Here is a 21,745-nt window from a genome sequence, read left to right on the forward strand (position 1 = left end):
GGGTTTAAGCTGGGGGCGTGCAGTCGATCTGCACGCCCCCAGCTTCATTTCCCCAGTCGGGCACCGGCCCGGCGCGCACGACCAGGAGACAGCGATGCGCAGCGAACTCTTCGCCAAACAGCACCAGGAGCAGGAGCTCAACCAGCGGTGGACGATGCAGTCCAGCCGGATGGTGCGAGGCGTGGTGACCCCGCAGGAGCCGATGATCGCCACGAAGGGTGCGATGGTCGCCTACCAGGGCAACGTCAACTTCAAGCACCAGGGTTCGACCTCGGTCGGGCAGTTCATGAAGAAGGCGGCCACGGGTGAGGGCGGTCAGCTCATGCGCGTCGAAGGCCACGGCGAGATCTTCTTCGCCCGGATGGCCGCGAACATCTTCATGATGCAGCTCGAAGGACCACACGATGCGCTGACCGTCAACACGACGAGCATGCTCGCCTTCGACGCCTCGCTGCGCTGGGACATCCAGCCGCTGCGCGGCATCGGCGCGCTGACGACCGGTTCAGGACTGTTCAACCTCGAACTCTCCGGGCACGGCACGGCCGCGATCTGCGCGCAGGGCCAGCCGATGGTCCTCGACTGCTCGCGCACCCCGACGTTCGTCGACCCGCAGGCGGCGGTGTGCTGGTCAGCGAATCTGGCACCGGACATCCACACCGATGTGACCCTCGGCTCGTTCTTCGGCCGGGGTTCCGGTGAGGGCATCCAGATGCGCTTCCACGGCCCGGGCTTCGTCGTCGTTCAGCCGGCAGAGACGTACTGAGCAGCCCGACGGACTCAGCTCTCGTCGGCCGCGTCATCGGCTTCAGCAGCCTCCGCGGCGTGCTTGATCGCAGCCAGGCGGCGTTCCCAGCCCCGGCTGAGCTCGCTGAGCACCGCAGCGAGGTGTAACATGCGCTCCGGCTCGACCTGATACACGACAGCGCGCCCGCTGCGCTCTGCTGTGATGAGTCCTGCCTTGCGGAGGACATCCAGGTGTTTCATGATGCCCTGGCGGGAGATGCTGAATTCGTGCTGCAGTCCCGAGGCGGAGGCCGGTGCCTGACCGAGGCGCAGCATGAGCTCCAACCGAGTGCTCTCCCCCAGCGCGCGCAGCATCTGCACTGACTCTCCGGTGCTGGTGTGCGTCACTGAGCGCGCTCCGCGGTCTGAGATGCCTCCGGGCCTCGGTCGTCTTCCAGCGCCGCCTTGGCCACGGCGAGCTCTTCGGCCCACCCGGAGTCGTTGGCATCGAAGGCCCGACGCAGGGCCAGGCCGTCCGCGCTGAGGTTCTCGAACCCGGTTTCGCGCACCCGCAGCGTCACTCCCCCACTGCGTTCGGTGATGAAGAACTCGATGAGCGTCATCGGCAGGTCTTCGGCGGTGGCGGCGTCGAGCGATCCGTCGAGTGCTTCGCCGGCGGTCCACCGGAAAGCGGCGAAATGCGGCGGCTTGAGCTCGATGGTCCGGATGGCGAAGGTGCCGTGCACTGGGTCGGTGACGAATGCCAGCTCGCCGCGTCGAGTCACAGTGTGATCGCGCAGCGTCCCGTCGTTGATGTACCAGCCGGGCTGGGAGATGAGGCCGAAGACCGTCTCTGCCGAGGCGCTGATGTCGATGCTGCGGTCGATGATGAGCTGTTCCATGAGAGCCTCCACAGGCATAACGTGCAACCATTCAGTTGCTATAACTGAATGGTTGCATTTCATGGAGCCGCAGTCAAGAGCCGGTCGATGACTCGGGTGGCGCTGCCCGCAGATGCACGCCGGCTCAGTGTTCCTGCGAGCCGCAGACCGAGATGGAATAGCTGGTCAGCGGCTGCACACGCCTACTGGACACTCCGGCAGCGTGATGGCGCAGACCCCACCCGGGGGCACAATGCGCGCGATGCGATGGCTGAGGCGCGCAGGGAATCGTCGGGCTCTGCCGAAGCGAAGAGCTGATCAGGCCGACTTCTTGCGGCGGGCCGGCTGCGCCTTGCGCGGCACGATCGTCGGGGCGACGTTGGAGTCGACGACATCCTTGGTGATGACGACGCGTTCGACGTCATCACGGCTGGGCACATCGAACATGACCGGCTGCAGGACCTCTTCCATGATGGAGCGCAGGCCGCGAGCGCCGGTGCCGCGCAGCAGCGCAAGGTCGGCGATGGCCTCCAGGGCCTCGTGCTCGAACTCGAGTTCGACGTTGTCGAACTCGAACATCCGCTGGTACTGCTTGACCAGGGCGTTGCGCGGTTCGGTCAGGATCGTCATGAGGGCATCGCGGTCGAGGTTGGAGACGGTGGCGATGACCGGCAGACGGCCGATGAACTCCGGGATGAGCCCGAACTTCAGCAGGTCCTCGGGCAGCATCTGACTGTAGATGTCCTCGTCGTCGTTCTTCGACTGCAGCATCGCGCCGAAGCCGATGCCGTGCTTGCCCTCGCGGGAGGAGATGATCTCCTCCAGACCGGCGAAGGCGCCGGCGACGATGAAGAGCACATTGGTCGTATCGATCTGGATGAAGTCCTGGTGCGGGTGCTTGCGCCCGCCCTGCGGCGGCACTGAAGCCTGAGTGCCTTCGAGGATCTTCAGCAGCGCCTGCTGCACGCCCTCACCGGAGACATCGCGGGTGATGGAGGGATTCTCGGCCTTGCGCGCGATCTTGTCGATCTCGTCGATGTAGATGATGCCGGTCTGGGCGCGCTCGACATCGAAGTCAGCGGCCTGGATGAGCTTGAGCAGGATGTTCTCGACATCCTCGCCGACGTAGCCGGCCTCGGTCAGGGCGGTGGCATCGGCGACGGCGAAGGGCACATTCAGCTTCTTCGCCAGCGTCTGAGCGAGGTAGGTCTTGCCGGAACCGGTCGGGCCGACGAGCAGGATGTTGGACTTCGAGATCTCGATGTCATCGTCATCGAGGCTGCGGGAGGCGCGGATGCGCTTGTAGTGGTTGTACACCGCCACGGCGAGGGCCTTCTTCGCGGTCTCCTGGCCGACGATGTACTCCTGCAGGAAGTCGTAGATCTCCTGCGGCTTGGGCAGCTCGGTCTCCTCGACCTCGGCCAGCGGCTGGTTGAGCTCCTCTTCGATGATCTCATTGCACAGCCCGATGCACTCATCGCAGATGTAGACACCGCCACCGGCAATGAGCTTGCGAACCTGCTTCTGCGACTTGCCGCAGAAATTGCAGTTGAGAAGATCTGCACTATCGCTCTTGCGCGCCACGGTCACAACCTTTCCAAGGGGCACACGCTATCAGCCTAACCCGCTTCTGTTCAGTACCTCAACAGCATGTCACACGGCGCGGACAACGCCTGCGACCTCACCCGGCGCGTGTCGTGACACCCTGTGCCCAGGCGCGGAATCACGGCTGCCGGCCACCGCCTCGGGAACGGCACCGGCCCGCACCCCGATCACGAGGCGCGGGCCGGTCGTCACCTGATCTCAGACGTTCTTGCGCGAGGAGAGCACCTGGTCGACCAGGCCGTACTCCTTGGCCTGCTCGGCAGTGAGGAACAGGTCGCGTTCGATGTCGTTGGAGATCTGGTCAGCGGACTTGTTCGTGTGCTTGGCCAGCGTCTCCTCCAGCCAGGTGCGCATGCGCAGCACCTCGGCGGCCTGGATCTCGATGTCCGAGGCCTGGCCATGGCCCTGGCCCTGCATGGCCGGCTGGTGGATGAGCACACGGGCGTTCGGCAGCGCCAGGCGCTTGCCCGGGGTGCCGGCGGCCAGCAGCACAGCGGCAGCCGAGGCGGCCTGCCCGAGGCAGACGGTCTGGATCTCGGGCTTGATGTACTGCATCGTGTCGTAGATCGCCGTCAGCGCGGTGAACGAGCCGCCCGGCGAGTTGATGTAGAGCGTGATGTCACGGTCCGGGTCCTGCGATTCGAGGACGAGCAGCTGGGCCATGACGTCGTCGGCGGAAGTGTCGTCGACCTGCACGCCGAGGAAGATGACGCGGTCCTCGAACAGCTTGGTGTAGGGGTCCTGCCGCTTGAAGCCGTAGGGTGTGCGCTCTTCGAACTGCGGCATGACATAGCGCGAGGTCGGCATCGTGCCGGCGGTGCTCCAGGGATCGATACGAGTCATCTATGTCTCCTTATGCTTCGTTGAGCGAGGTTTCGCCGTCGAGGTCGTCGGACTTCGTGATGACCTTGTCGATGAAGCCGTAGTCGAGGGCCTCATCAGCGGTGAACCAGTGGTCGCGGTCATTGTCCTTGAGGATCTGCTCCAGGGACTTGCCGGTCTGCTCGGCGGTCAGCTCGGCCATCTGCTTCTTCATGTGCAGGATGAGCTCGGCCTGGATCTTGATGTCGGTGGCGGTGCCGCCGATGCCGCCCAGCGGCTGGTGCATGAGGATCCGGGCGTGCGGGGTGGCGTAGCGCTTGCCCTTCGCACCCGAGGACAGCAGGAACTGTCCCATCGAAGCGGCCATGCCCATGGCGACCGTGCCGACGTCGGGGCGGATGTACTGCATGGTGTCGTAGATGGCCATGCCTGCGGTGACCGAGCCGCCGGGTGAGTTGATGTAGAGCCAGATGTCGCGGTCGGGATCCTCGGCTGCCAGCAGCATCATCTGCGCGCAGATGGCGTTGGCGTTGTCGTCGCGCACCTCTGAACCCAACCAGATGATGCGCTCCTTGAGCAGCCGGTTGAAGATGTGATCATCCAGTCCCAGTCCTGTCGGCTTGTCCTGCGCGACCGGCTGGGAGGCGTACTCGTGTGTCGTCACGTGTCACTCCTGTGGTTCGGTTCCATGCTTACTGGACTCTAACCCGTCGGCACCGGGTTTTAGTCCCGCATCGCCTTGTGTTCGCCCTCAGCATATGAGGGCTGGTCACAGACGACGCAGGGCGGGCACGGTCTCCCGTACCCGCCCTGTCTGATGCGTCAGATGCGCAGCAGGTCAGTCCTTCTTCTCAGCCTCGGCGTCGTCGGCTGCATCCGCGGTCTCATCGGCCTCTGCCTCAGCGTCGTCGCCATCCTCGTCGTCCTCTTCGGACTCCTGGGTGACGAACTTCGTCATGTCGACGGCGTTGCCCTCGGTGTCGACGACCGTGGCCTCAGCGAGGACAGCGGCCAGGCCCTTGCGGCGGGCGACCTCTCCGCTGATGGCCGGCACCTGGCCGGAGGACTGCAGCATCTGGATGAACTCCTGGGGCTGCATGCCGTACTGCTGGGCCATCGCCATGATGTACTCGATGAGCTCGGCCTGGGAGACCTCGACCTCTTCCTTCTCGGCGATCGCGTCGAGCAGGAACTGGGTGCGGACGGCCTTGGCGGTCTCGTCCTGGATCTCCTGGTAGCGCTCGTCTCCTTCTTCGGCTCCGGCGGCCTCAACCTGGCGGGAGACCTCCTCAGCGAGGAACTTCTCCGGCAGCGGCAGCTCGACCATCTCCAGCAGCGCGTCGAGGACCTTCTCGCGTGCCTGGACGCTCTGCTCAAGCTCCTTCTGCTTGGCGACGTTCTCGCGGGTCTCCTCGCGCAGCTCCTCGATGGTGTCCGAACCGGAGGCCATCTGGGCGAAGTCATCATCGGCATCAGCGAGGACGCGCTCCTTGACGGCGTTGAGCTTGACGGTGACCACACCCTCAGAGCCCTTGTGCTCGCCACCGGCCAGCGTCGTGCTGAAAGTCGTCTCCTCGCCTTCGGAGAGGTCGACGAGAGCGTCGTCGAGACCGTCGATCATGGTGCGGGCGCCGACTTCGTAGGAGATGTCGGTGGCCTCGTCGATGACCTCGTCGTCGACCTTGGCGGTCAGGTCGATGGTGACGAAGTCGCCTTCAGCAGCCGGACGGTCGACCGGGTTGAGGGTGCCGAAGCGGGCACGCAGTTCGTCGATCTCCTTGTCGATGTCCTCGTCGGTGACCTCGTAGGTGTCGACCTCGACCTCGATGGAGTCGTAGGCCGGCAGCTCGATGTTCGGCATGCAGTCGACCTCGACGGTGAAGACGAGGTTGCCCTCTTCGGCTCCGTCGAGTCCGGGAATCTCGGAGACCTCTACCTCGGGGCTGCCGAGCGGGCGAACGTCGTTCTCGTTCAGCGCCTGGCGGTAGAAGTCGTCCAGGCTGTTGTTGACGGCCTCCTGCAGGACGGCCGGACGGCCGACGCGCTGGTCGATGATGCGTGCCGGAACCTTGCCGCGGCGGAAGCCGGGGATGGTGATCTGCTTGGAGATCTCCTTGTATGCCTCGTCGATGCTCGGCTTGAGTTCGGCATAAGGCGCTTCAACGCTGAGCTTGACCCGAGTCGGGTCGAGATTCTCGACGGAGCTCTTCACGATGTACCTCTCGTTCGGACGGTGGGGTCTGCGGATGCGATCCGCCTAAGTCATGAGTCTCATCGCCGCACAGACTCCGGCGGCAATGCACAGCTCTCCAGTCTAGTCATGGAGGCCGCCGTTTTGCACATTGGGCCGGTGCAGTGCCGCGAGCACCCTCCGGCGCCGCGCGGGAACAGTTGAGAGTTCAATTGTGTTGGCTGGGTATGAGAGCTTTCGGATTCCTGTCATTCGGTCATTACGGTCACGGACGCGGGCTCGGTGATCCCGATGCCCGGCAGATGCTCCACGATGCCATCGCCATCGCCGAACGCGCCGATGAGCTCGGTGTCAACGGCGCGTACTTCCGGGTGCATCACTTCGCCCGCCAGTCGGCTGCCCCGATGCCGCTGCTGGCCGCCATCGCTGCGCGCACGCAGCGCATCGAGGTGGGCACAGGCGTCATCGATCTGCGCTACGAGAACCCGCTGTACCTGGCAGAGGAAGCCGCAGCCCTCGACCTCATCGCCGATGGCCGGGTGGCCCTGGGCGTCAGCCGCGGCTCACCCGAACCGGCCCTGCGCGGCTGGGAGGAGTTCGGCTACACCGGGTCCACCGATCCGCGCGGCGCCGATATCGCCCGGCCGAAGTTCGAGCTCCTCATGCGCGCCATCTCAGGTGAGGGCATCGCCACCGCTGACCCCGCGCAGTTCGGTGCGGCCGGCAGACTGCGGCTCGAACCGCACTCCCCCGGGCTGCGCGAGCGGATCTGGTGGGGCGCAGGTTCGCGCAGCACCGCCGAATGGGCCGGTGAGCAGGGAGTGAATCTCATGAGTTCGACGCTGCTGACAGAGGCCACCGGAACACCGTTCGATCAGCTGCAGGCCGAGCAGATCGACCTGTACCGGCAGGCCTACGCACGGGCCGGGCACACGGGTCGCCCGCGGGTGTCCGTCAGCCGCAGCGTGTTCCCGCTCGTGAGCGAACGCGACCACATGTACTTCGGCCTGCGCGGGGCGGAGGCACAGGATCAGATCGGCATCATCGACGGGTTCCGGTCGACGTTCGGCAAGACCTATGCCGCTGAGCCCGATGTGCTCATCGAGCAGCTGGCAGCCGACGCCGCTGTCCAGGCCGCTGACACACTCATGCTCACGATCCCCAGCCAGCTCGGCGTCGAATACAACGTCCATGTGCTCGAAGCATTCGCCGCGCACGTCGCTCCGGCGCTGGGATGGAAGCCGAACACCGAGGGCCCGGTGACAGGCGACGAGGTGTGAGCCCCGCGAGCACGCGCCGCACCGGCGCGTGAATACCAGTGGGCGCATCGACAGAGGGGGTATCCTGCCTGGTGACGGCAACTTCTCCTGTGCCGAACCGTGGCGCGCATCGCTGCGCGCCTCTTCGAAAGGGACAGCTATGCGCCAGCAGCTTGCTGCATCGATCCTCATTCTCGCCCTCACAACCGCCGGAGCCACCGCCGCCGCTGCGCAGCCGGGCCCCAGCACCGATCCACAGGCTCCTTCGCTGACCGACGGCGACGCGGCCGATCCGACAACGGCACCCGCGCCGACCGCAGATGCGAGCGCATCGCCGAGTGCTCAACCAGCACAGGCGCCGAGCCAGCAGCCGCAGGCCGTGGAGACCGATGAGGTCACCTTCGATGACGACGCCCAGGCCGTCGTCGACGTCGAACTCGGTGATGCCGAGGTCGCTGTGCTCGGCGTCAGCTGGGATGCCAGCGACGACCCGGGAACCGTCGAGTACCGCTCCCGCGCAGCCGGCACCGACGGCTGGTCGGCCTGGCAGGAGCTCGACCCGGCCAGCGACGGCCCGGAGCCGGGATCAGGTGAGGCGGCGCAGGCGCAGACCGGCACCGAGCCGGTCATCGTCGGCGCCGATGCCGAGGTGGAGTTCCGCACCCAGCACAGCGCCGCCGATGCGCAGGTCGCCACGGCGACCACGACGACCACCGCAGCCGACGACACCGTCGCGCGCACCGCCTCGGCTGCGGCAGCACCGGCAGCGGCGGCAGCACCGAGCCTGTCCTATGTCACCCGCCGGCAGTGGGGTGCCGATGAATCGCTGAAGAAGTGCAGCGTCGACATCTCCCCCGGCCGTGTGCAGGCGATGACCGTCCATCACACCGCCGGCGCCACCGGCTACACGAAGGCGCAGGTGCCCGGCATTCTGCGCGGCATCCTCAAGTACCACACGCAGAGCCTGGGCTGGTGCGACATCGGCTACAACATGCTCATCGACAAGTACGGCGGGGTCTATCAGGGCCGGTCGGGCAGCCACAGCCAATCGGTCATCGGCGCGCATGCCTCGGGATTCAACACCGACACCTTCGGGGTGTCCGTGATGGGCACCTACAGCTCCCCGGCGCCCTCAGCGGCGATCGAGGCGCTCGGCCGGGTGGGCGCCTGGCAGGCCGCCACCTGGGGCTACGACCCCAAGGGTTCGGTGACGCTGACCTCGCAGGGCGGCACCGCGAAGTACAAGAAGGGCACGCAGGTCCGGCTGCCGCGGATCTTCGCCCACCGCGACACCGGCTACACCGAATGCCCCGGCAGCGGGCTGTACGGGCAGATGGCCGCGATCCGCAGCAGCGCCGCCAAGCAGCTGCCGTCGATGTACACGGTGCGCGGAGCGATCGGCACGTACTACTCCAAGCACAAAGCCACGACCGGAGCACCGCTGATGGACGAGCGGCAGCTCTCCTCACCGCGCGGCGCCTACCAGCGCTTCGCCAACGGCTCGGTGCACTGGTCGAGCTCCACCGGTGCGCACTTCACGCACCGCAACGGGAAGATCCAGCGCAAATGGGCTGAGCAGAAGTACGAGCGCGGGCCGCTGGGATACCCGGCGACCGATCAGACCCGGCTACGGTACCGGTCACAGGCGGATTACCAGCGCTTCCAGGGCGGCAGCATCGTCTCGCATCCGGCCACCGGCACCCACTCGATGGTCGGGGCGATCCGCAGCAAATGGAAGGCCCTCGGGTGGGAGCGCAGCTACCTCAGGCTGCCGACGACCGACGAACGGCAGCTCACCTCGCCGCGCGGAGCGTACCAGCACTTCGAAGGCGGTTCGATCCACTGGTCCAAGGCAACCGGCGCACATGCGACGACCGGCGCGATCCGCACCGCCTGGAGCAAGCAGAAGTGGGAGCGCGGCCGGCTCGGCTTCCCGAAGACCGACGAGTACGCATGGAAGGGCAAGGTGCGCCAGGACTTCCAAGGCGGATACATCACGTGGTCGCGCAGCGAAGGCGCACGCATCCGCTACACCTGAGCGCACGCTCGCAGCTGCCTCTCGGCAGGCTGCGACTGCGTCGATGAGGCGGGTGTTCCGGCAGGGTCCGGAACACCCGCCTTACCGTTGGGTAACTCCGTGGTGAAATCATGACGGACACTGCGTGCCGCGCACATCCGCAGACCACCGAACGCTACGACGTTTCCCCAGGTCAGACGATTCAACGGGGCCGAGGTGCGGCGCTCTGCAGCTGCTTCAGTGCAATTGACGGCCCTGCTGCGGTGACATGGAATGACAGGCATGAGCGACACCGCACGCAATCTCCCCGCACACCCGTCTCAACCGTCTCCCCAGCCCTCGACTCCCCCTCCCCCGGTGCAGTCGCGCACGGCATCTGCGACGACTGCCGGCGGCGCACATCGCGTCGTCTCCACAGCATTCGCACGCCGCCGTCTGTTCCAGGCCGGCGCCTTCGCCCTCCTCGGTGCCGCCCTGCCCTGGGCACGCGAACACGACCGTGCGGCAGCCGCCGCCGGGGCCGCCAACGGCGGGTTCGGATTCGGAGTGGCCTCCGGCGATCCGCTGGCCGACGCGGTCATCATCTGGACCCGATTCAGTCCCCGCACCAGCGACGGTCGGGCAGTGCCGGGTTCCGGACAGGGTGCACCGACGACCGTGCGCTGGACCGTCTCAGCCTCGCCGGACTGCACCACTGCGGTGGCCAGCGGTGAGGTCACCACCTCGGCAGACAGCGACCACACCGTCACAGTCGATGTCACTGGACTCGAACCGTACACCGAGTACTACTACTTCTTCTCCGCCGACGGCGAGGTCAGCGAGGTCGGACGCACACGCACGGCTCCCGATGAGCCCGGGCGGACACATGCGCTGCGGCTGGCACAGGTGTCGTGCTCGAACTACACCGGCGGGCACTTCGGAACGTACCGGGCACTGGCTGAGCGCGATGATCTCGACTTCGTCCTCCACCTCGGCGACTACTTCTACGAATACGGCAACGGCGACGACCGCTACGGACCTGCCGAACTCGCCGGCGAGCGCGATCACGAGCCGGCGCACGAGACCGTAACGCTGGAGGACTATCGACTCAGGCTGGCGCAGTACCGTGCGGACCCGGACGCGCGCGCCGTCCACGCCCGGCATCCGTTCATCACGGTGTTCGACGACCATGAGATCGCCGACAACGCCTGGGCCGACGGCGCAGTCAACCACAATGAAGGTGAAGGCGACTTCCGCCAACGGCAGGCTGCGGCCTTCCGCGCCTATGCCGAATGGCTGCCGATCCGCATGCCGGACAGCAGCGCATCCGGCACGCGCTTCCATCGCCGCTTCACCTTCGGTGAACTCGCCGACCTCTCGGTGGTCGAAACGCGGCAGCACCGTTCGGAGCAGGTCGGGTCGTTCGTGCTCATCGCCGATGCCGGCACTCGCGAGAAGCTCGATGACCCGGACCGGCACATCATGGAGCCGGCGCAGATGGAATGGGTGCGCGACGGGGTGCGGTCACCGCGCCGGTGGCATCTGATCGGCAACCAGGTGATGGTCGCCTCTCTCGCCTGGCCCGGCGAGTACTCCGGGTTCCCCCGCGGCTCCGTCATGGTCAACGCCGATGCCTGGGACGGCTACCGGGCCGATCAGCAGCAGCTGCTGCGGCACATGGCCCACGCACCGGCAGACGCCGGTGACACGGTGATCCTCACCGGTGACATCCACTCCTCCTGGGTCGGCGATCTCGTCGCCGAGCCCGAGGCCGATCTCGACCGGGCCGTCGCTGACTACCCGGAGGCCGCTGATGCCGCTGCGGCTGCGCATCCGGCGCCCACAGCCGCCAGCGCCTATGCCGCGCCGGGAGTGCGCGACGGTTCACCGATCCCGCCGATGATCGCCGCCCCCGTTCCACAGCCCCAGCTGCCGGCTCAGCACCGCGCGCTGACACCAGCCGGGGTGGAGTTCGTCTGCCCATCGATCACCAGCGACGGCTTCTACGAGATCGTCCGCCGGGTGCTGCGCTCCCCCAAGCTCGCAGTCGGGGCAGTCGAGCTCGCCGCCTCCGTGCTGCGCTCGCTCAACCCCGGGCTCAAGTGGATGGACGGGATCGGGCACGGCTACGTGCTCATCGACGTCACGCCCGAGCGGGTGCAGGCGGACTACTACCTCACGCCGGTGCCGAGCGAATCGGCTCCGGACCCGCGCCTGGAGCCCGGCCACAGGCCGACGTACCGCACCTCGTGGCAGACCACTGCCGGCAGCCGCACCGCACAGCCGGCCTCCGGTCCCGTCGGTGCGCGCAGTGATGAGCCCCGTACCGCTGAGTGCACAGCTCCCACCACCGGGCCGACACCGAGTCATCCCGCACCGACGCACTCCTCGCCGGCACCCACCCCCGAGGCGTCAGCGAGCCCGGATTCCTCACCGACGGCAGCGCCGACGAGCACCGACAGCGCCGCACCGACAGCTGAGAGCTCCCCGCGGCAGCAGCCCAGCTCAGCATCGCCGCCGGACCCATCGCAGCATCCGGCTCTACAGGCCGCGGAGCTGCCGATGACAGGCGGAGCGAGCGGTGCACTGCTCGGCGTCGGCGCGGCGGCAGTCGCCGGCGGCATCGGCCTGAGGCTGGCCTCACGCGGCAGACGCCGGACGGCTGACGACGCCGACGACGCACCCGAGACCGAGGCCGGCCCCGGGGCTGAATAGAGGACGTACGGGGTCTGGATAGACAGCATGCGGCGTGTGAATAGACGAAGTGCCGCGAGCGAACTCGCGACACTTCCGTCAGTCGGGGTGACAGGATTTGAACCTGCGACCCTCCGCTCCCAAAGCGGATGCGCTACCAAGCTGCGCCACACCCCGGCTCAACGAGACTCTACTGTAGCCGCCTGAGCAGCCTTCCTCCTAATCCGCAGCGCGGCTGCCGACGATCTCACATCCTCCCTCGTCACCGTGTCAGCGCCGTCTGGCGAGCGCGCATCTCGCTTTGCATTCGGAGCTGATCTGTTCTAGCATTTCTAGAGCGCTCACACGGGCGCAGTGGGGATGTAGCTCAATGGTAGAGCCTCAGTCTTCCAAACTGATGGTGCGGGTTCGATTCCCGTCATCCCCTCCGCATTCCGCCGGTCCACATGTGGGCCGGCGGTTTCTCTTTCCCACCCGCCGGCGCGTGCCCGGGCCTGCGGCTGCACGGTCTTTGACACAATGAATCCGTGAGCGAACAGACACCCTCCCATGCAGGTCCTGCATCCGATCGCCCGCGTCAGCACCGCGCCCTCTGTCCGGCGTCTGCAGCGGTGGCGTGTGTCTCTGCTGCAGCGGTGCTGCTCTTCGGCTTCGAGTCGGACTGGGGCTATCTGCCGCTGGCCATCGGGCTCATCGGAGCGTGGACGATCGACCGGGCGCTGGGCCGGGACGTGCTGCTCATCTGCCTGGCGCTGGCGCTCATCTCGACGATCTCACTCAAGGCCGATATCTCCTGGGGCAACATCGCCCTCATGGGAGCCGTGCTGTCCGGGGCGGTCATCATCCCCTACGCCATCAGCCGCTGGGTCTACCGCGACCACGCTGTCCGGTTCCCACGGCGGATCGGCCAGCCGTGGTCGAAGCTCGAATGGTCCTGGCTGTTCATCGTGCTCTTCCTCGGCTGGCTCATCCTGCCGCGGTACTTCATCAGCTCCGGGGTGTACACCAACTGGCCGGCCGTGGAGACACCGAGTGAGATCCTCCGGCTGTTCCTCGGCGTCAACGCCGTGGGCATCTGGGATGAGCTGTTCTTCATCTGCACGGTCTTCACGCTGCTGTACCGCCACTTCTCGTTCTGGACGGCCAATGTGCTCACCTCGGTGATCTTCGTGTCCTTCCTGTGGGAGCTGGGCTACCAGGCGTGGGGCCCGGTGCTCACGATTCCGTTCGCACTCGTCCAGGCACTCATCTTCACGCGCACGAAGTCACTGCCCTACACGATCTGCGTGCACCTGCTGTTCGACCTCATCGTCTTCCTCACCATCGTCCACGCCCACCATCCCGGTGCGCTGCCGATCTTCTGGTCCTGAAGCAGACCAGGCCCGATCATGCAGACCAGGCCCGATCTTCTGGAACTGACACGACCGGGCCCGGTCACGACTGAGCCCGCCTGACCGGGACGGCCAGGCGGGCTCAGCTCAGGACCTGCGGAGGGGTGAGCCTCAGATGGTCTCGCCGTTCTCGTAGGCGGCCATGATGCCGATGCGCCGCTCGTGGCGCTCATCTCCGGAGAACGGCTCGGTCAGGAACGCATCCACGATGGCGAACGCGTCAGCCTCGGTGTGCTGGCGCGCACCGATCGAGACGATCTGAGCGTTGTTGTGCTGCCGGGCCAGCCGGGCGATCTCCGGGTTCCAGGCCAGGGCCGCACGCGCGCCTTCGACCTTGTTCGCTGCCATCTGCTCGCCGTTGCCCGAACCGCCGATGACGACACCCAGTGCCGGGGTGCCCGAGGCGTTGTCGGTCACCACCGCCTCGGCGGCGGCGATGCAGAAGGCGGGGTAGTCATCGAGTGCATCGTATTCGTGGGCGCCGTGGTCGACGACGTCGTAGTCCTGGGCTGCGAGGTGCGCCTTGAGCGCTTCTTTGAACTCGAAGCCAGCGTGGTCGGTGCCGAGGTGTACTTTCATTGCCTGCCCTTTCGCAGCGTGTCCAGCAGAGACTCAGTCGAAGATCGGGTCGACCGTGCGGGTGCGCTTGAGTTCGAAGAACCCGTCGGTGCTCGCCACGGCCAGCACTCCATCGAACAGCTTACCGGCAGCCTCGCCCTTGGGGGCCGGGCTGACGACCGGGCCGAAGAAGGCGACCTCGCCCAGGGAGATGATCGGGGTGCCGACGTCCTCACCGACCTTGTCGATGCCCTCCTTGTGGGAGGCGCGCAGCTGCTCGTCGTACTGATCGGTGTGGGCGGCCTGAGCGAGCTCGGCCGGCAGCCCGGCTTCGGCGAGCGCGGCGGGGATCACCTCGTCGAAGTCGCGGCGGCCCTCGTTGTGGATGCGGGTGCCGAGGGCGGTGTAGAGGTCGGCGAGCACCTCGGGCCCGTGTTCGACCATCGCGGCAGTGACGACGCGGGCCGGGCCCCAGGCGAGCTTCATTTTCTCCTTGCAGTCCTCCGGCAGCTCCTCACGGCCCTCGTTGAGCACTGAGAGGCTCATCGGATGGAAGGCGACCCTGACGTCGCGGACCTTCTCAACCTCAAGCGCCCAGCGGGAGCTCATCCAGGCCCAGGGGCAGGTCGCGTCGAACCAGAAATCAAGTGTCTGCGTGCTCATCAGAGTCCTTCCGTGTCGGTCTGCCGCAAGGCTGCGGCCGGATGTGCGATGACCGCACCGGATGCGCCCGGCACGGCTTCCGATCATGCAACAATGAGCCTAGTCCGATCATTCCACCAGCTGATATTCCGGAGGCCCATCCGTGGCACAGCACAACCTGACCCGCATCGAGGCGGCCGAGCGCGCCGCGCAGATCTCGGTTACGTCCTACGACGTCACACTCGTCCTCGACGGTCAGGGAGAGACTTTCCGCTCAGTCACCACGGTGCGCTTCACCGCCGACAGCGATGATTCGACCTTCATCGACGCGGTCACCGCTCAGGTGCACAGCATCCGGCTCAACGGCGAGGAGCTGCCGGTCGACGAGCACGTCTCGGCCGCCCGCATCAGCCTGCCGGGCCTGGCTCCGGACAACGAGCTGCGCATCGACGCCGACTTCTTCTATATGAACACCGGTGAGGGCCTGCACCGCTTCGTCGACCCCGTCGATGACGAGACCTACCTGTACACGCAGTTCGAAGTGCCTGATGCCCGCCGCGTGTTCGCCGTGTTCGAGCAGCCTGACCTCAAGGCCTCCTTCTCCTTCACGATCATCGCCCCGGAGTCGTGGACGGTGGTGTCGAACTCCCCGACCCCGGTCGCCGGCGAACCGCATGAGGCGCTCGCCGAGCTCGGGATCGAATCAGCGGACATGGCGCTGTGGCAGTTCGCTCCCACTCCCCCGATCTCGTCCTACATCACCGCGATCATCGCCGGGCCGTACAAGTCCGCGCACTCCTCGCTGCTCAGCTGCGACGGCGAGGAGGTGCCGCTGGGCGTCTACGCGCGCGCCTCGCTGTTCGACCACGTCGATGCCGAGGAGATCTTCAAGCTCACGCGCGCCGGGTTCACCTTCTTCGAGGACCTCTTCGCCACCCCGTACCCGTTTGAGAAGCTCGATCAGCTCTTCGTCCCGGAGTTCAATGCCGGGGCGATGGAGAACGCCGGGGCGGTCACGATCGTCGAGGACTATGTCTTCCGCTCCCGGCCCAAGCGCAGCACCGTCGAGGCCCGTGCGGTGACGATCCTGCACGAGCTGGCGCACATGTGGTTCGGCGATCTCGTCACGATGCGCTGGTGGAACGACCTGTGGCTCAACGAGTCCTTCGCGGAGTTCACCTCGACGCTGGCGACTGCCGAGGCCACGGAGTTCTCCGATGTGTGGACCAGCTTCGCCACCGTTGAGAAGGCCTGGGCCTACCAGCAGGACCAGCTGCCGAGCACTCATCCGATCGTCGCCGCAATCGAGGACCTCTTCGACGTCGAGGTCAACTTCGACGGCATCACCTATGCCAAGGGTGCGGCCGTGCTCAAGCAGCTCGTCGCCTGGGTCGGCCGGGATGCGTTCTTCGCCGGCGTCAAGCGCTACTTCGACACCCACGCCTGGGCGAACACGGAACTGGACGACCTGCTCACCGAACTGGAGGCCACCTCGGGCCGGGATCTGCGCACCTGGTCGCAGCTGTGGCTGGAGGAATCGGGCATCAACCTGCTGCGCCCGATCGTCGAGACCGATGAGACCGGCCAGCTGACCCGCCTGGCGATCAGCCAGGAGGCCGTTGAGCTGCCCGGCCGCCCGGTCCCCTCGCTGCGCCCGCACCGGGTGGCGATCGGCTGCTACGACATCACCGCATCCGGTCAGGTGGTGCGCACGCACATCCAGTCGGTCGATCTCTACGGCCCCGTCGCCGAGGTGGAGGCGCCGGCCGGTGCCTCGTCGCGCCCGGACATCATCGTCGTCAACGACGGCGACCTGACCTATGCGAAGACCCGTTTCGACGAGGTCAGCCTGCGCAATGCGATCGCCCACGCCTCGGGCTTCGAGGACTCGCTGACCCAGCTGCTGGTCTTCTCCACCGTGTGGGACATGGTCCGCGACGGCGAGATCTCCGCCCAGGACTACCTCGCGCTCGTCGGCGCGCATGCCGGGTCGATCACCCATTCGGCCGGGCTGCTCGCCCAGCTGCGGCAGGCCAAGGCCGCGATCACCCGGTTCCTGCCGCCGCACCTGCGCGCCGATGCGCGCGCCCGGTTCGCCGATGACCTGTGGACGCTGCTCAAGCGCGCCGCCCCGGGGTCGGACAGCCAGCTGCAGTTCCTCATCGGCTTCGCCGAAACCGCTGAGACCGACAGCCAGCTCGACCGTGTCGCCCAGATGCTGCAGACCGGCACTGCACCAGTCGAGGGCGTGAGCATCGACACCGACCTGCGCTGGAGCCTCGTCATCGCACTGGCCGCCGCCGGCCGCCTCGACGAGGCCGGCATCAGCGCTGCGCTGGAGGCCGATGACACCGCGATGGGTCGCAACAAGGCTCAGACGGCGAAGGCCTCCCCGCAGACCCCGGCGGCCAAGACCGCGGCGTTCCGCTCCCTGGCCGATGACCGTGAGCTGCCCAACTCGGTCGTCGCCGCGACCGCGCTGGGCTTCGCCACCGGCCTGCAGCTGCCCGATGGGTCGCTGGTGCCCGCCGAGGAGCCGGTCGGCAGCTTCGCCACCGAGTACTTCGACCGGGTGGCCGGCTGGTGGGAGTCGCGCACCTTGGAGATCGCGCAGACGCTCACCCTCAGGCTCTACCCGCCTGCCACGCCCGAGGCGGTGGCCCGGACCCGGCAGTGGCTTGAGGAGCATCCGGCTGCCCCGAAGGGGCTGCTGCGGCTCATGGCCGAGAACCTCGACAACGCCGAACGGGACCTGCGCGCCCAGCAGACCTCGATGGCAGCACTCAGCGCTGCCGGCGCAGAATCGGGCAGCTGACCGGCTGCCGGGCGAAACTGCGCAGCGCTGTGGTGAACGCCATACCGCGTCCTCATGCGACGCTCAGCGGAGGCGGGGCTGTTCTGACTGCCCTTTCAGATCAGGTCTCTAAGATTGCGCCCGTATGAGCACTTCAACGACACCTCCTGCTGAGCAGATCAAGGATACGGTGAACGAGACCGTGGACAGAACCGCCCACTTCGACTGGATGTGGCTGCTGGGCGCACCCCTGCGCATCGCCTTCATCATCGTCGGCGCGGTCATCCTCAACCTCGTCGCCCGCAAGATCATCCGCAAGTTCGCCGGCAAGATCGCCGATGGCTCGAACGCCGCGGAGAACCGGCGGCGCCAGAGGTCCGCTGAGACACCGCGCATCAACGGCTCCGACGCGATCGCCAAGGCCCGCCGGGCGCAGCGCGCGCAGACCGTCGGGTCGATGCTGTCGTCGATCGCGACGATCATCATCGCCACCCTGGCGATCATGATGGTGCTGACCGAACTGGACTTCAATCTCGGCCCGCTGCTCGCCTCTGCCGGTATCGCCGGTGTGGCGATCGGCTTCGGCGCCCAGGAGCTCGTCAAAGACTACCTGTCCGGCTTCTTCCTCGTCGTCGAGGACCAGTACGGCATCGGCGACACCGTCGACCTCGGCGAGGCCGTCGGCACAGTCGAGGAGGTCGGGCTGCGCACGACGAAGGTGCGCGGCATCGACGGCACCCTGTGGCATGTGCGCAACGGCGAGATCATGCGCGTGGGCAACCAGTCCCAGGGCTGGGCGCGCGCGGTGATGGACATCGCCGTGCCGTACGACTCCGACCCGAACGTGCTCAACGGCATCATCGAAGACGCTGTGGCTGAGCTGCGCGCCGACCCGGCGATGACCACCTCGATCCTCGAAGACCCCGAGATCCTCGGCGTCCAGGACCTCACCGGTGAGGCGATCACGATCCGCGCGTTCATCAAGACCAAACCCAACGAACAGTGGGCCGTCGCCCGTGCCTTCCGCGGCACCGTCAAGCGGATGATGGACGACAAGGGCATCCGCATCCCGCTGGCCCAGCAGACCGTCGTGCGCGCCCAGCCGGTCGACACCTCCGCCTCGGCATCGGATTTCGGCACCACCGGCACACTGCCCTCCCGCCAGCGGACCGCCGACAGCGGCGCTGACGCCGACCGCACGGCCACCGCGACGGCCGAGCGCGACGATGAGAGGCATGAGGACATCGCCGATGATCCGCTGCCTGCACGGGCGAACCAGGAGAGCACCGCGACGAAGGATCCCTCCTTCGGGATCACGCAGCAGAGTTCGCGGCGCGACCCGAGTGACTCATAGGATCGAAGCGTGACGACTCAGCGCCCAGACACCATGTTCACGATCATCGGCGGCCACGCGGCCTTCACGCAGCTCGTCGACGTCTTCTACCGGGAGGTCGCAGCCGATGAGTACCTCATCGCGATGTACCCCGAAGGCCAGGAGCTCGACGGCGCCAAACACCGGCTGCAGACGTTCCTGGAGCAGTACTTCGGCGGTCCGACGACCTACTCCCAGGAGCGCGGCCACCCGCGACTGCGGATGCGGCACAGCCCGTACCCGGTCACACCGAAGGCTCGGGAGCACTGGCTGCGGCACATGCGCACCGCCATGGACTCCCTTGAGCTGCCACCACTGCACGACACGATGGTGTGGGACTACTTCGAACGCGCCGCGACCGCGATGGTCAACCGGTTCGATGAGCCCGGGGAGGCTCCGCGCACCAGCCTGGGACCGCTGACCCCCAACAGCTGAGTCCCGGCAGCTGAGTCCCGGCAGCTGAGCCTGTCCTGCTGGGAGCAGCCGGCAGGATGCCTCAGGCGGCCCGATCGCCGCGTCCGCGGGTGAGCACGTGGCCGCGCGGCGAGCTCAGCCGCAGCCAGCCCGGCGCTTCGAACACGCTCGTGGTGCCCGCAGGATGGGCGAATCCCAGTCCGAGCATCGCAAAGGCCACCGCTGCCGGCAGCCGGTCCTCGAACTCACCGGGCAGCGGCCGGCTCCACACGCGGCGGCGCAGCCCGGCCACCGCATGGATCCCTGCGACCTCGGGAGTCCCGGCGGCCACCTCGGCGATCCCCGCCTCGGCGGCGGCGATGAGCTCAGCATCGGCCAGCTGGCCCACCGGCAGCCACGGCCCGCGGGGTGGGGCGATGCCTGCCCAGGACACCTGGATCTCCTGCGGCGGGATCGGCATCGCCTCCTCACCGGTGCTGCGCAGCCGGGCGAACCGGTCGCAGATCGCCGCTGTCGGCACGACGACGTCGAGGCCGTCGAGTCCGGTGTCGGCCAGCCGGAACATGCGCATCCCGACGGCCAGCGGCGTCGTGTCGCCGAGCCCGTGCGGAAACACGGGTGCGACGGAGACGACAAGGACATCGCCGGTGGCCGACAGGCGCATCGCGCCCTCGGAGTCGATGCGCTGGGCGCGGGAGGCGAAGACCTCCCAGTCGGCCAGCGCCTCGGATGTGGTGAGGCGGATGTGCTCGGATGTGTGCATGCCGATCCTTGACATCAGCGGCGGGCCCGCACGGGACGCAGCGGCACCGGGGCGGTGACGAAGGGTTCGACCGCCGCCGTTTCGGCCTCGCTCAGCCGCCGGGCCCGGCCGGTACGGGCGTCGACGAAGGCGATGACGGTCTCGGCCAGGGTGTAGACCTCGCTGCCGTCGGGTTCGGCGATGACGTAGCCGACCTCCATGGTGGCGGGGGTGAGGCCGGAGATGACGGTGTCGACTGCGATCGGTCCGGTGCGGAAGCCGATGGGCCGACGGTATTCGATGCGGTGGGAGAAGACGAGCAGGTTCGTCTCCCCTGCCGCCTCGCCGAGCACCGGCGGGAAGGCCCGGCCCTGGACTGAGTGCCCGGCGCCGGGGATGTCCGCCGGAGCAGCAGCGTCACGGTCAGCGGTCGGTGAGCCGAAGGCGCGCACGCGGGCTTCTTCGAGCAGACGCAGCTGGGTGACGTTGTTGACGTGCCCGTAGGCGTCCATATCGCCCCAGCGCAGTTCGATGAGCACGCGGGCGAAGGGACCGGACAGCAGCGGGTTCGACAGGGATTCGGGCATGATCCCATTCTGCCACCGGTGCCGGTGGGCAGGCACACCAGGCTGGACCCTGGTCAGGGCGGATGGGTGCGCACCGGCGTAGACTGCCAGCAGTTGCCAGCACACAGTGAGGAGGGCACTGATGGGTGCCGAAGACAACGTAGCCCAGCTCATCGACCTGCTGCAGGTCACCCCGACCGATCCGGTACCCGGCACGCGGGAGTCGGTGTTCTACCTCGGGCGCAGCCAGTACAAGCCCGATGGCCGGGTGTTCGGCGGCCAGGTGCTGGCCCAATGTGTCATGGCAGCCGGGCAGACCGTTGATCCCGCCCGTCACATCCACTCGCTGCACGGCTACTTCCTGCGCCCTGGCGATGTCAGCGAACCGATCACCTTCGGCGTCGAGGTGCTGCGCGACGGCGGGTCGTTCTCCGCCCGCCGGGTGCACGCCTATCAGCGCGATGAGCCGATCCTCTCGCTCATCTGCTCCTTCCAGGTCGAGCAGGACGGCATGGAGCACGGAGATGAGTTCCCAGCAGATGTGCCGGCCCCGGAGGACTGCCCGGAGATCAACGAGCTGCTGGCCGATGTCGACATCCCCTTCATGCGCGATTGGCTGCGCAAGCGGCCTTTCGAGGTGCGGCCGGTCGAGCCGCCGATCTACTTCGATCCCGACCCTCAGGCACGTGCCCAGGAGCGGATGTGGATCCGCGCCTCGGCTGCGTTCCCCGACGACCCGCTGCTCAATGCTGCCGCGCTGGCCTATGCCAGTGACTTCAATCTGCTCGCCCCGGTGCTGCGCCGCCAGGGCCTGACGTGGATGACGCCGGGGCTGCGGATGGCCAGTCTCGACCATGCGATGTGGTGGCACCGGCCGGTGGCGATCGGCGAGTGGATGCTGTACTCGGAGACCTCTCCGTCTGCGCGTGGCGGCCGCGGGCTGGGGCTCGGCCGGATCTTCTCGCAGTCCGGTCAGCTGCTGGCCACGGTCGCGCAGGAGGGCATGGTCCGCATCAAGCCCGAAGCCTGACATGGATGCTGCAGGCCGGCTGCTCCCCTGTGGGAGCAGCCGGCCTCGTGCTGTCGATGCGCGTG

19 protein-coding genes and 2 tRNA genes are annotated in these 21,745 nt (G+C 67.2%); 10 read left to right on the forward strand and 11 right to left on the reverse strand.

Annotated elements, in window-relative coordinates; all coding sequences use genetic code 11:
- The first annotated feature begins 94 nt into the window (after window positions 1–94).
- Window positions 95–763 (forward strand): AIM24 family protein, encoded by a 669-nt coding sequence (locus tag H9634_RS05790; RefSeq protein WP_165883099.1) that lies wholly within the window; start codon window positions 95–97, stop codon window positions 761–763.
- 14 nt (window positions 764–777) lie between these two features.
- Here H9634_RS05790 and H9634_RS05795 read toward each other — a convergent pair whose 3' ends face one another.
- From H9634_RS05795 to tig, 6 genes are all read right to left on the reverse strand, one after another.
- Window positions 778–1,131 (reverse strand): ArsR/SmtB family transcription factor, encoded by a 354-nt coding sequence (locus H9634_RS05795; protein WP_318245013.1) that lies wholly within the window; start codon window positions 1,129–1,131, stop codon window positions 778–780.
- Window positions 1,128–1,625, reverse strand: coding sequence for an SRPBCC family protein (locus H9634_RS05800; RefSeq protein WP_191725778.1), 498 nt, complete (start codon window positions 1,623–1,625; stop codon window positions 1,128–1,130). Before H9634_RS05800 ends, H9634_RS05795 begins: the two co-directional genes overlap by 4 nt.
- Before the next feature lie 297 nt (window positions 1,626–1,922).
- Window positions 1,923–3,188, reverse strand: a complete 1,266-nt coding sequence (gene clpX / locus H9634_RS05805; protein ID WP_191725779.1) for an ATP-dependent Clp protease ATP-binding subunit ClpX — start codon at window positions 3,186–3,188, stop codon at window positions 1,923–1,925.
- 219 nt (window positions 3,189–3,407) lie between these two features.
- The gene (locus H9634_RS05810) at window positions 3,408–4,052 is read right to left on the reverse strand and encodes an ATP-dependent Clp protease proteolytic subunit (RefSeq protein WP_175294580.1); all 645 of its coding nucleotides are present in this window, start codon (window positions 4,050–4,052) and stop codon (window positions 3,408–3,410) included.
- A 10-nt stretch (window positions 4,053–4,062) separates the two neighbouring features.
- Complete coding sequence (locus H9634_RS05815) at window positions 4,063–4,695, reverse strand: ATP-dependent Clp protease proteolytic subunit (protein ID WP_318245014.1); 633 nt, start codon at window positions 4,693–4,695, stop codon at window positions 4,063–4,065.
- Window positions 4,696–4,869: 174 nt separating this feature from the next.
- Entirely contained in the window at window positions 4,870–6,243 is a 1,374-nt protein-coding gene (tig, locus tag H9634_RS05820) for a trigger factor (RefSeq protein ID WP_191725780.1), read from the reverse strand.
- Window positions 6,244–6,449: 206 nt separating this feature from the next.
- Between tig and H9634_RS05825 the strand changes: the two genes are divergently transcribed.
- The 3 genes from H9634_RS05825 to H9634_RS05835 all read left to right on the forward strand — a co-directional run bounded on the left by H9634_RS05825 (window position 6,450) and on the right by H9634_RS05835 (window position 12,192).
- Window positions 6,450–7,502, forward strand: a complete 1,053-nt coding sequence (locus tag H9634_RS05825) for an LLM class flavin-dependent oxidoreductase (protein WP_175294578.1) — start codon at window positions 6,450–6,452, stop codon at window positions 7,500–7,502.
- A 139-nt stretch (window positions 7,503–7,641) separates the two neighbouring features.
- Window positions 7,642–9,519, forward strand: a complete 1,878-nt coding sequence (locus H9634_RS05830; RefSeq protein WP_191725781.1) for an N-acetylmuramoyl-L-alanine amidase — start codon at window positions 7,642–7,644, stop codon at window positions 9,517–9,519.
- Window positions 9,520–9,780: 261 nt separating this feature from the next.
- Window positions 9,781–12,192, forward strand: a complete 2,412-nt coding sequence (locus tag H9634_RS05835; RefSeq protein WP_191725782.1) for an alkaline phosphatase D family protein — start codon at window positions 9,781–9,783, stop codon at window positions 12,190–12,192.
- 82 nt (window positions 12,193–12,274) lie between these two features.
- Here the strand turns inward: H9634_RS05835 and H9634_RS05840 are convergent.
- Window positions 12,275–12,348 (reverse strand) — tRNA-Pro (locus H9634_RS05840).
- A gap of 179 nt (window positions 12,349–12,527) precedes the next feature.
- Here H9634_RS05840 and H9634_RS05845 point away from each other — a divergent pair.
- Both H9634_RS05845 and H9634_RS05850 read left to right on the forward strand, forming a co-directional pair.
- Window positions 12,528–12,598: transfer RNA gene (locus H9634_RS05845), tRNA-Gly, on the forward strand.
- 100 nt (window positions 12,599–12,698) lie between these two features.
- Window positions 12,699–13,541, forward strand: coding sequence for a CPBP family intramembrane glutamic endopeptidase (locus tag H9634_RS05850; protein ID WP_191725783.1), 843 nt, complete (start codon window positions 12,699–12,701; stop codon window positions 13,539–13,541).
- A gap of 132 nt (window positions 13,542–13,673) precedes the next feature.
- On the opposite strand, the gene H9634_RS05855 is transcribed toward H9634_RS05850, so the two are convergent.
- Both H9634_RS05855 and H9634_RS05860 read right to left on the reverse strand, forming a co-directional pair.
- On the reverse strand, window positions 13,674–14,141 hold the full coding sequence (locus tag H9634_RS05855) for a ribose-5-phosphate isomerase (RefSeq protein WP_102159750.1): 468 nt from the start codon (window positions 14,139–14,141) through the stop codon (window positions 13,674–13,676).
- 33 nt (window positions 14,142–14,174) lie between these two features.
- Window positions 14,175–14,783 (reverse strand): mycothiol-dependent nitroreductase Rv2466c family protein, encoded by a 609-nt coding sequence (locus tag H9634_RS05860; protein WP_191725784.1) that lies wholly within the window; start codon window positions 14,781–14,783, stop codon window positions 14,175–14,177.
- A 142-nt stretch (window positions 14,784–14,925) separates the two neighbouring features.
- On the opposite strand from H9634_RS05860, the gene pepN reads away from it, so the two are divergent.
- The 3 genes from pepN to H9634_RS05875 all read left to right on the forward strand — a co-directional run bounded on the left by pepN (window position 14,926) and on the right by H9634_RS05875 (window position 19,363).
- Window positions 14,926–17,577, forward strand: coding sequence for an aminopeptidase N (gene pepN, locus H9634_RS05865; RefSeq protein ID WP_191725785.1), 2,652 nt, complete (start codon window positions 14,926–14,928; stop codon window positions 17,575–17,577).
- Between the two features lie 169 nt (window positions 17,578–17,746).
- The gene (locus H9634_RS05870; RefSeq protein WP_318245015.1) at window positions 17,747–18,910 is read left to right on the forward strand and encodes a mechanosensitive ion channel family protein; all 1,164 of its coding nucleotides are present in this window, start codon (window positions 17,747–17,749) and stop codon (window positions 18,908–18,910) included.
- Between the two features lie 9 nt (window positions 18,911–18,919).
- Entirely contained in the window at window positions 18,920–19,363 is a 444-nt protein-coding gene (locus H9634_RS05875; protein WP_404801672.1) for a globin, read from the forward strand.
- 61 nt (window positions 19,364–19,424) lie between these two features.
- Here H9634_RS05875 and H9634_RS05880 read toward each other — a convergent pair whose 3' ends face one another.
- Both H9634_RS05880 and H9634_RS05885 read right to left on the reverse strand, forming a co-directional pair.
- The gene (locus tag H9634_RS05880) at window positions 19,425–20,105 is read right to left on the reverse strand and encodes a hypothetical protein (RefSeq protein WP_191725787.1); all 681 of its coding nucleotides are present in this window, start codon (window positions 20,103–20,105) and stop codon (window positions 19,425–19,427) included.
- A gap of 14 nt (window positions 20,106–20,119) precedes the next feature.
- A complete protein-coding gene (locus H9634_RS05885) occupies window positions 20,120–20,671 on the reverse strand; it encodes an acyl-CoA thioesterase (RefSeq protein WP_191725788.1) in 552 nt (183 codons plus the stop codon).
- 121 nt (window positions 20,672–20,792) lie between these two features.
- Here H9634_RS05885 and H9634_RS05890 point away from each other — a divergent pair, with 121 nt between their 5' ends.
- Window positions 20,793–21,680: an acyl-CoA thioesterase gene (locus H9634_RS05890; protein WP_191725789.1), complete on the forward strand. Its 888-nt coding sequence runs from the start codon at window positions 20,793–20,795 to the stop codon at window positions 21,678–21,680.
- The last annotated feature ends 65 nt before the right edge of the window (window positions 21,681–21,745 follow it).

It is taken from the genome of Brevibacterium gallinarum, from assembly GCF_014836885.1.
GTDB classification, from domain to species: Bacteria; Actinomycetota; Actinomycetes; order Actinomycetales; family Brevibacteriaceae; genus Brevibacterium; species Brevibacterium gallinarum.

Bases quoted from the DNA above. Each gene is read 5' to 3' on its own strand.
- H9634_RS05790 (WP_165883099.1), top strand. From the start codon at position 95: ATGCGCAGCGAACTCTTCGCCAAACAGCACCAGGAGCAGGAGCTCAAC.
- H9634_RS05800 (WP_191725778.1), bottom strand. From the start codon at position 1,625: ATGGAACAGCTCATCATCGACCGCAGCATCGACATCAGCGCCTCGGCA.
- H9634_RS05810 (WP_175294580.1), bottom strand. From the start codon at position 4,052: ATGACTCGTATCGATCCCTGGAGCACCGCCGGCACGATGCCGACCTCG.
- H9634_RS05825 (WP_175294578.1), top strand. From the start codon at position 6,450: ATGAGAGCTTTCGGATTCCTGTCATTCGGTCATTACGGTCACGGACGC.
- H9634_RS05830 (WP_191725781.1), top strand. From the start codon at position 7,642: ATGCGCCAGCAGCTTGCTGCATCGATCCTCATTCTCGCCCTCACAACC.
- H9634_RS05835 (WP_191725782.1), top strand. From the start codon at position 9,781: ATGAGCGACACCGCACGCAATCTCCCCGCACACCCGTCTCAACCGTCT.
- H9634_RS05855 (WP_102159750.1), bottom strand. From the start codon at position 14,141: ATGAAAGTACACCTCGGCACCGACCACGCTGGCTTCGAGTTCAAAGAA.
- H9634_RS05860 (WP_191725784.1), bottom strand. From the start codon at position 14,783: ATGAGCACGCAGACACTTGATTTCTGGTTCGACGCGACCTGCCCCTGG.
- H9634_RS05880 (WP_191725787.1), bottom strand. From the start codon at position 20,105: ATGCACACATCCGAGCACATCCGCCTCACCACATCCGAGGCGCTGGCC.
- H9634_RS05885 (WP_191725788.1), bottom strand. From the start codon at position 20,671: ATGCCCGAATCCCTGTCGAACCCGCTGCTGTCCGGTCCCTTCGCCCGC.
- H9634_RS05890 (WP_191725789.1), top strand. From the start codon at position 20,793: ATGGGTGCCGAAGACAACGTAGCCCAGCTCATCGACCTGCTGCAGGTC.